Origin of the sequence: Allofournierella sp., assembly GCF_048388525.1 — a bacterium.
Classification (GTDB): domain Bacteria; phylum Bacillota; class Clostridia; order Oscillospirales; family Ruminococcaceae; genus BQOK01.
On sequence record NZ_DBGCTQ010000054.1, the window covers coordinates 45,140 to 53,958 of the forward strand.

6 protein-coding genes are annotated in these 8,819 nt (G+C 61.0%); all 6 read right to left on the bottom strand.

Annotation, left to right across the window (positions count from 1 at the left end; genetic code table 11):
- Positions 1 to 108: 108 nt before the first annotated feature.
- Complete coding sequence (locus ACMLHZ_RS07200; RefSeq protein ID WP_418667084.1) at positions 109 to 753, bottom strand: TIGR03936 family radical SAM-associated protein; 645 nt, start codon at positions 751 to 753, stop codon at positions 109 to 111.
- Positions 725 to 2,587, bottom strand: coding sequence for a TIGR03960 family B12-binding radical SAM protein (locus ACMLHZ_RS07205; RefSeq protein ID WP_418667085.1), 1,863 nt, complete (start codon positions 2,585 to 2,587; stop codon positions 725 to 727). The genes ACMLHZ_RS07200 and ACMLHZ_RS07205 overlap by 29 nt, the downstream gene beginning before the upstream one ends.
- Positions 2,588 to 2,618: 31 nt before the next feature.
- Complete coding sequence (locus tag ACMLHZ_RS07210; RefSeq protein ID WP_418667086.1) at positions 2,619 to 3,080, bottom strand: peptidase; 462 nt, start codon at positions 3,078 to 3,080, stop codon at positions 2,619 to 2,621.
- A complete protein-coding gene (locus ACMLHZ_RS07215; RefSeq protein ID WP_418667087.1) occupies positions 3,077 to 3,916 on the bottom strand; it encodes a M23 family metallopeptidase in 840 nt (279 codons plus the stop codon). Before ACMLHZ_RS07215 ends, ACMLHZ_RS07210 begins: the two co-directional genes overlap by 4 nt.
- A 113-nt stretch (positions 3,917 to 4,029) precedes the next feature.
- The gene (locus tag ACMLHZ_RS07220; protein WP_418667089.1) at positions 4,030 to 6,180 is read right to left on the bottom strand and encodes an N-acetylmuramoyl-L-alanine amidase; all 2,151 of its coding nucleotides are present in this window, start codon (positions 6,178 to 6,180) and stop codon (positions 4,030 to 4,032) included.
- 832 nt (positions 6,181 to 7,012) lie between these two features.
- Positions 7,013 to 8,819: polyphosphate kinase 1 (gene ppk1, locus ACMLHZ_RS07225; RefSeq protein WP_418667088.1), on the bottom strand; the 1,807-nt coding region annotated here is incomplete at its 5' end.

An 8,819-nucleotide genomic window follows, 5' to 3' on the forward strand; every position in this document is an offset into this window, starting at 1 on the left:
CGGCAGAGGACCGCCCGTTTAATGATGCACATTAACCCCGCTGGTGGTGCCAGCGAACACTAACGCCTAAATATGATAGCACGTCCCCGCGCGCTTTGCAAGCCTTTTTTAGCTGAAATCCTGCCTATTTTCCAAAAGCAGCCCGGTTCTGAGCACGTTCGCCCGGGTGCTGTCCACCCCGAACCGCTCCTGCAAAAAGCCCAGCCACAGGGCGGGGTTCAGGTTCAGCCCCTCGCCCGCGGGCAGGGTCATTTCAAACGCCGCGCTCTCGCCTTCCACAGCAAAGTCCAGCGTTTTGGCATACGCTTTCAGCTCGATCGGCTTTTGCCCCCGCTTGGATTTTTTCAGCACCACAGCGCTTTCCAGCGTGTTGTATTGTTCCAGCGCCCCGGCGCTTTGGGCCGGCAGACGCACCGTATAGCGCGCAAAGGCGATCCCGCCGGCTTTGTGCGCGGGCAGCGCCACCCGGACCACCTCCAGCCCCAGGGGCATGGCCGGCGCCAGGGCCTGCCGCCAGGCTTCAAGGTCGGGGGCCTCGGTTTCGGTCTTCACATCCACGCTCTCCACCAGGCTCTCCTGCCCCAGGGGCAGCGGGCAGGCAAAGGTCATGTAAATGTGTGGGTTAAACCCCAATGTATACCATACCGGCAGGCCGCTGCGCTTCAGGGCCCGCTGCATGACCCGCTGCAGGTCCAGCAGCGAGATATAGCTGGCCTCGCCGGTTTTAGTGAACCAGATCCTGACTGTAGTCAAAGCAGGCACCCCCTACCAGTTTGTTTGCGCCGCAGCCGCTGCAGCGCCGGTTGCAGGGCGGCGTTGTTTGCGCTTCCAGCGCCTTTTTGTACTCCCGCACCAAAAATTCGTGGCTGACCCCATAGTCCAGGTGGCTCCAGGGGGTCGTTTCCTCCAGCCCGATGGGCCGGCCCGCATAAAAAGCGGTATCCAACCCACACTGCCGGAAGGCTTCAAGCCAGGTGTCGTAATGGAAGCACTCGTCCCAGCCGTCAAAAAAGCAGCCCTTGCGGTAGGCGGCTACCAGCACCTGTGCCAGCCGCCGGTCCCCCTTGGCGAACACGGCCTCCAAAAAGCTGGTGGAGCTGTCGTGATAATTCACGTTGATCTTTTTGCTGCGCACGCTGTGCAGAAGGTGCTGCTGCTTGGCCTTCAGGCTTTCTTCGGTGTCCTGCGGGACAAACTGGAAGGGCGTGTGGGGCTTTGGCACAAAACAGGCCACGCTGATGGTCACCTGCACGCCTTTGCCCTTGGGCTTGTCCGGGTTTGCATAATACAGATCAACAATCTGCTGGGCGGTGTTTGCAATGCCCTCAATGTCCTCCAGCGTTTCGGTGGGAAGGCCCATCATAAAATACAGCTTTACCGAGGTATACCCCGCCTTAAAGGCGATCTTGCAGCTTTTTTCGATTTCTTCCCAGGTGATATTTTTGTTGATGACGTCCCGCAGGCGCTGGGTCCCTGCCTCGGGCGCAAAGGTAAGGCCGCTCTTGCGCACCTTTGTGGTCTTTTCGATCAGGCTTTCGGTAAAATTATCGATCCGCAGGCTGGGCAGAGAAATGCTCACATGATCCTTTTCCACCCAGGGGGCCATCTCGTCCAGCAGCTGTTCCAGCTGGCTGTGATCCGAGGTGGAAAGGCTGGTCAGGCTGATCTCCTCGTAGCCGGTATTCCCGCACAGATCCCGCGCGGCGGCGTTGAGCTTGTCCGCGCTGCGCTGGCGCATGGGGCGGTACAAAAAGCCGGCCTGGCAAAAGCGGCAGCCCCGCACACAACCGCGCAGCACCTCGATCTGGGCGCGGTCGTGCACCGCGCCCACCATGGGCACCACAAAGTTGGTGGGCAGCTTCTGGCTGTCCATATCCGGGATGATGGCTTTGGTCACCACCGCGGGGGCGGCGGGGTCATTGGGAAGGATGGAGGCAATGCGGCCGTCGGGCTGATAGCTTACCCCGTAAAACGAGGGCACATAACACCCCTCGATCCGCGCGATACGGCGCAGCAGCTCTTTTTTGCCGATCCCCTCTTTTTTTGCGCGCTCCACCTCCGCGCACACCGCGGGCAGCTGCAGCTCCCCCTCGCCCAGCATCATCATGTCAAAAAAGTCGGCCACCGGCTCGGCGTTGCACACGCAGGGGCCGCCCGCCACGATCAGCGGCCACTCCTCCCCCCGGTCACGGGAATAAAAAGGGATGCCCGCCAGATCCAGCATCGCCAGGATGTTGGTGTAGGACAGCTCGTACTGCAGGGTGAAACCCACAACATCGAAGGAGGTAAGCGGATCCTTGCTCTCAAGAGCATAAAGGGGCAGCCCCAGGCGCTCCATCTCCTCTTTCATATCCAGCCAGGGCATGAAAGCGCGCTCGCACCACCAGTTCGGCCGTTCATTCAGCAGCTCGTACAGGATCTTCATGCCCAAAAACGACATCCCCACCTCGTAGGTATCGGGAAAGCAGAACGCAAAGCGCAGGTCCACCCCCGCCTTGTCTTTTATCACGCAACCGGGCTCGCCGCCGGTGTAGCGGCCGGGCTTTTGCACCCGGGCCAGAGCCTCTTTGAGTTTTGGGTCAAACAATTTGCAATTCCTCCACAAAAAACGATTCAGTTTATTGTAGCCCATTTGAGCGGGAATTGCAAACGGGGCCAGGGCGCCGGCGCAGGGCCGCCAGCATCTGCCGCCCATCCAGGGGGCCGAAGGGCAGCATGTTGAACCCCCCCAGCACCAGATTGGCGGCGGCAAAAAAGTAGCCCCAGTAGCTGGCCCTGTGCTGAAGGGCGGCCAGCGTTACGGCGCAGGCCCCCAGGTTTACCGCCGGCCCCGCCAGGGCCAGAAAAAAGGTCTGGCAGCGGCCGAGCACCGCGCGGGAGGTATCCAGCCCAATGCCGCCGGTGGAGAACCGCAGCACCGGCAGGGTGCGGGTGATCGCCGCCCAGGCCAGCACATGCCCGCTCTCGTGTAAAAGCGCCGCCAGAAGGCCGATGCGCGCAAGGCCGGTGTGGTCGTTGTAAAGCAGCCACCAAAGCGCCGCCAGCACCAGCACCGGGCGGCGGGCGCGCAGGTGCCTCATTCCAGCCCCAGCGCCTTTGCCGGGTCATAGCGGACATCGTCGTGCAGAAGCTCAAAGTGCAGATGTGGCCCCGTGGCAACACCGGTCTGGCCCACTGTGCCCAGCACCGTGTCCAGCTGCACCGGCTCGCCCTGGCGCACGAACACGTACTGCATGTGGCAGTAACGGGTGGCAACGCCGTCTGTGTGGAGCACCAGCACGTTGTTGCCGTACGAGGGATCAAGCCCTGTTTTCAGCACGATCCCCTCCGCTGCGGGATGAATGGGCGTGCCCTGCGCCACTGCCAGGTCCGCGCCGGTGTGAAAATCGCTTTTTTTTGTGAGGGGATGACGGCGCCAGCCGTATTCCGAGGTGAGGTTATAGCCGGTGACAGGCTGCGCCAGCTCAAAATCCGGCAGGTAGCTCTTTGTGGAGCAGCCCTCCGGCGCTTTGGGCCACAGCGCCGGCTGCAGCCCCCCCGCGCCGGTGAGTTCGGGGGCGGCTTGCTCCTGCCCAAACGCGGCCTCGGCCCCGGCCATGACCTGCCGGGCTGTCTGCTGCACGTCGTCCAGCGCTTTGGATGCGAACTTGATCAGCTCTTCCTGCCCCGAAAGCGTGACCCCCTCGCCCATGGCCTGGCCGTAGGCGTTCCGGCAGGGCTCGTAAAAGGCCAGGTCCAGGTGCTTTGCCGCCAGCGCCAGCACGACAAGGGCCGCGCAGAGCGCAAGCTGAACCCGCAGCAGATAGTTGGGGGCCTGCTTTTCCCTTGGCGTGATGGGCGGAGTGACGGCCGCCTTCAGTTCCGCACCGGGCGGCATGAGCTGTTCGTTCTGCTGGGCAGTTTGGTTCTCCCACATAGCTGGTGCATTCCCCTTTCTTTTTACAGCCGTTTCCAATGCTATAAACCTATGCCGCAGAGCGCAAAAAAAGAAGAGCCGGCGGGACAAACCTGTCCCGCCGGCTCTTCCGCTCACTGCATGGAAGAAAGGGTATTCTGGATCGCATCTGCAACGGCGGCGGCCATTGCATTTTTATAATCATCGTTCTGCAGCTTGCTGAGCTCGTCCGGGTTCGTCAAAAACCCGCACTCCACCAGCACTGCCGGGAAGTCCATGTGGGTCGTCACCCGGTATGCGCCGTATTTTGCGCCCCGGTCACGGGTTCCCAGCGCGCCCGCCACCCTGCCGGAAAGATTGCTTGCCAGCAGCCGGGAGTAGGGGTTGAAATAATACGCCTCGGTGCCGCTGGCACTGGAAACGCCGGAATTGTGGTGGAGGCTCACAAACAAATGCGGGCTGTAGCTCTGGGACTGGCTCACCCGTGCATCCAGCGAAACATAGCCGGACGTATCGGTCACCTGCACGCTGGCGCCCCGGTCCCGCAGGATGGAGGCGACCCGGTTTGCCAGATCGGCGTTCATGCTTTTCTCGGTGTACATGCCCGCGATGGAGGTGCCGCCGTCATAGCCTCCATGGCCCGGGTCGATATAAATCTTCGCCCCCGAAAGCCCGGAGGGGATCTGGTTGAACCGGAACACAAGGTTGCCGCCGTCGTAATAAGCCCGGTAGCCCAAAAATGCTCCTGCCCTGCGCAGGTCAAGGGTGAGTACCGTGTTGTTGCCGTCCTGCGAGAGGCTCGCGCCGGAAAGGAGATTGTTGCCCGCCAGCTCCGGGCTGCCGGTATCGAGCCGGGTGTCCTTCAGGACCACGCGCATCTGCCCTGCGCCAAAGCCGGTGGCGCCGCCGCCCGAGGAATAGCCGGTGCCGGGAAATTCCACGGTATAGGCGGTCTTACGGCCGCTGCGGGCAAGGCTCACATACACATATTGCCCGTCCGCCCAGGAGCTTGTGCCGGAAACCGACGACAATTCCCATTCCGCCTCGCCCAGGCTGGTCACATCGCCCGCGCTCACCCGCACGCCGCAGCCCAGGATATAATATTCACCATGGCCGTAGTCGCCGTCGTAGGTGAGCTTGTCGCTCACGATGTAATCCACCGTATCTTTCGGCAGTGGGAAGCAGTTGCCGTAAGGGTCGTTGTTCAGCACCCCTGCGGGGTAGGTGCGGGCCTGGCTGGCGGTGACCTGCACCAGGTTGCCCTTTTGCCCCTCCACATTAGGGGCCTGCCGGGGCAGCGCCGCCACATACACCCGCGCGGCCGATACGCTCTGGGTGATCCCGCTCCAAACGGCGCTCACAGCAATGTTGCCCACGTCCTGTTCGCTCTCGCCCGCCGCGGGCACGGTGAGCATTCCCTTAAAGGGCACATAGCTGGAGGTGTTGCCGTCGGCGTCGTCGGTGGCCAGCTCCTGCTCGGTCAGAGTCACGCTCGCGCCCCCCAGGCTTGCGGTAACGGTCGAACCGGAGTAGGCCATCACGGTCATGCCGATCTGGGTCCCGCCCTCCACCGTCATGCTGCCGCTGGGTGCGGCCTCCTTAATGATGACCACCTCGCGGGTGATGTTATAGGTAATCGTTTTTTCCTTGTGTTCAAACACAAAGGTATTCTGCCCAGGCGCCAGATCCATTTCCAGGCTGAATACGCCTTCCCCGTTGCGCTCCAGCTCCTTGCCGTTGATGCTCAAGGGGAAATTCGGGTCGGAAGCGCCGTAGAAGTTCACCTGGGGCTCCTGGGTGGTAAAGGTGCGCTTTTCGGGCGTGCTCACCGAGAGATCGGTCAGGATGTCGTTCTCCTCGATCTGGTCGGCATAATAGCGCAGCAGCACGTCCGTGGAGCCGCCTGTGTTTTCCTGCAGGGCAGGCAGCGAGGCGAACACTGCCCCCCCGCACCCGGGAATCTCCCTCGTTTGGATGACCTGGCGCATCACCTGGTCCGGCGCCTTCCAGCCCGCCTCGTCGCCGCCCAGCTTATCGTTGTAAATATAGGCGGCAACCGAGGCGCCATGCTGCTGCGCCACGCCCGCCCACCAACTGAGCACGGTGCCGAACGCAGTGTTTTCGTCCGCCAGAGAGCCCGGGCAGCGCACCAGCACCTGGTCGATGCTGCTCCAGGTGAAAATGGCGTTCAGGTCCACAAAGCCTCCGGTGAGCATTTCAAACGAGGCACTGGTGGCGCTGCCGGCCGGGTCGGAAGCAACGTTTGCCCACACCGGGTCAGCCATAAGGCCGAACACCGCTTCGCCCCGCTGGCCCTTCACCGCCTGCGACGCATTTACCACCAGGGAGGTGACGCATTCGCGTACCCAGTTCTCATACCCCATCGAGGCGCCCTCGGCGCGGTACAGGCTCATGCTGCCGGCATCCTTATGGTTATAATAACCGGCAAGATAAACCCCATTCGGCTGGTAGCGGGCCGTCAGATCGGCCAGCACCTGGCAGGCACTCTGCACCGCCGCGGCGGAAAGGGCGCTGTGCGGCCCATAGCCTCCGCCGGTCTGCAGGCCGAAGGCCGCATCGAATACCGGGTACAGATAAAGCTCCTTCGCCGCGGCCTCCTGCTGCGCACACTCCAGCAGGTCGAACCCGGCGGCCATGGGCCAATGCTCGCTAACAAACAGCGCGCCCGAGGCTGTATTCACCGGCAAAAACACGGCGTTCATCCCGTATTCGGCCGCCTGGGAAAAGGCCGCCTTCAGCTGCACCCTGCAGTCCTCTTCGGAAGCGGCAGGGTCAAAATCGCGCCCGGGGGCAAGATAGACCGCCCGAAGCTCCTGGGGCTGTTGAAGGGCGGGCGAAGCGCCCTCCTCCGCCCGGGCGGCCGTTCCCATAAGGCACAGCCCACACGCAAGGGCCGCCGCGAAACGCAATATTTTTTTCATGGCGCCCCCTTTCGTCTTCCGGCTGTTCAAGGCGTTTCTTACTTACATATAGTAACAGTTTTCGCGGCAAAATCAAGCAAAAAATGCGCATTCAAGCGCTTTTGTGGTTGTACAGTCAAAGCACTTTACATACAAAAAAATGTCACCGCACGAAGTCGCGCGGTGACAAGGCAATTTACTTGCCGCGACGCAGCAGGGCGTCAAACCTCTTCCACAGGCCGGCTTTTTTATTCCTGTGGGGCTCTTTTTCCGGAACCGCGGCCCCAAAGCCGGCGGAAAAATACTCATAGAGCTCCATCTGGCTGTCGATACAGCGCTCCCCCGGGCCAGGCTTTACCTTGCTGTAGCTGCCGTCAGGCTTCATTTCCCGGGCATTCACGTTATCGGCCAGCTGCAGCTGCAAAAGCCCCCACAGCTTTTCTTTCAGGCTGCGGTCCTCAATGCGGATGCCCACCTCCACCCGGCGCTCGGTATTGCGGGTCAGAAAATCGCCGGAGGCGATATAGATCCGAAGATTTTCCCCCTCACCGAAGGCGTAGATGCGCGAGTGCTCCAGATACCGCCCCACAATGCTGCGCACCCGAAGGTTTTCGGTGTGGCCGGGCACCCCGGCGCGCACACAGCAGATCCCCCGCACGATCATGTCCGTTGCAACGCCCGCGCAGGAGGCTTCCTCCAATTTTTCGATCACGTTTTTGTCGCTGATGGAATTGTTTTTTAAGGTGATGCGGGCGGGCAGGCCCATGCGTGCCTGGTCGATCTCGCGGTCGATCTCGGCCAGCAGAACGCTTTTAAAGCACAGGGGAGCCACCAAAAGATACCGCGTATCGTCTGTAAGGCGTTCCACCGCCAGGTTGTTGAACACGGCGGCGGCCTCTTCCCCAATCTCCTGGCTGGTGGTAACGAATGCCAGATCGGTATACTGTTCGCTTGTTTTTTCGTTGTAGTTGCCGGTTCCCACCTGGGTGGTATAGTGATATTTCCCGGCGCGCTTGCGGGTGATCAGGGTGAGCTTGGAATGCACCTTGTATTCATCCAAACCGTAGATCACCGTACAGCCCGCCTCTTCCAGCTGTTTGGACCAGTCGATGTTGTTCTGTTCGTCGAACCTTGCCCGAAGCTCCACCACCGTGACCACCTCTTTGCCGTTTTCTGCGGCGGCCACCAGCGCCTGCACGATTTGGGAATCGTGGGCCATGCGGTACAGGGTCATTTTGATGCTGATGACCTCCGGATCAAACGCCGCGGCCATAAGCATTTTGATAAAGGGGCGCATGCTCTGATACGGGTAGGCCAAAAGCATGTCGTGCGTTTCCACCTCGCGCCCCAGGCGGTACCCTGCCGGCGCCTGCAAGGGCTTTGCGGGCGGATAGAACAGCTCGCTGCGGCCGTCCGCCTGCAGGCGGGCCGCCAGCTTGAAAAAGCAGGACAGGTCCAAAGGCGCCGCCTGGGCAAAGCATTGTTTTTGCGGCAGCACCAGCTTGTCACAGAGATATTTTTCAATTTCCTGGGGCGGCTGGTTCCAGAACTGCAACCGCACGGCCGCCAACTTGCGGCGCTTTTTCAGCAGCTCGCTCATTACCTGCCGGTAGTCGATATCCTGGTCGAACATGCCCTCTTTCACATCAATGTCCGCATTGCGGGTGACCCGGAACAGGCACTTTTTCTGCAGCATCCCCTTGGGAAACACCAGCTGGGCAAAATGGAAGATCAACTCTTCCGCCAGGCCATATTCCACCGTTTCTTCCTTTTTCAGGTACAGCAGGCGCTCAAACTGGCTGCCGATGGGGATCAGGCCAAACGAAACCTCCTCGTCCCCCTTTGCTTTCAGGGTGGCGCATAGGTAGATCTCTTGGTTGCGCAAAAACGGGAACGGGTGCCGGTGGTCAATGATCTGGGGCGACAAAACCGGATACAGCTCGTTCTGAAAATACTTTTTCCAGAACTTTTCATCTTCCCTGTCCAGCTTTTCAAAATCGATG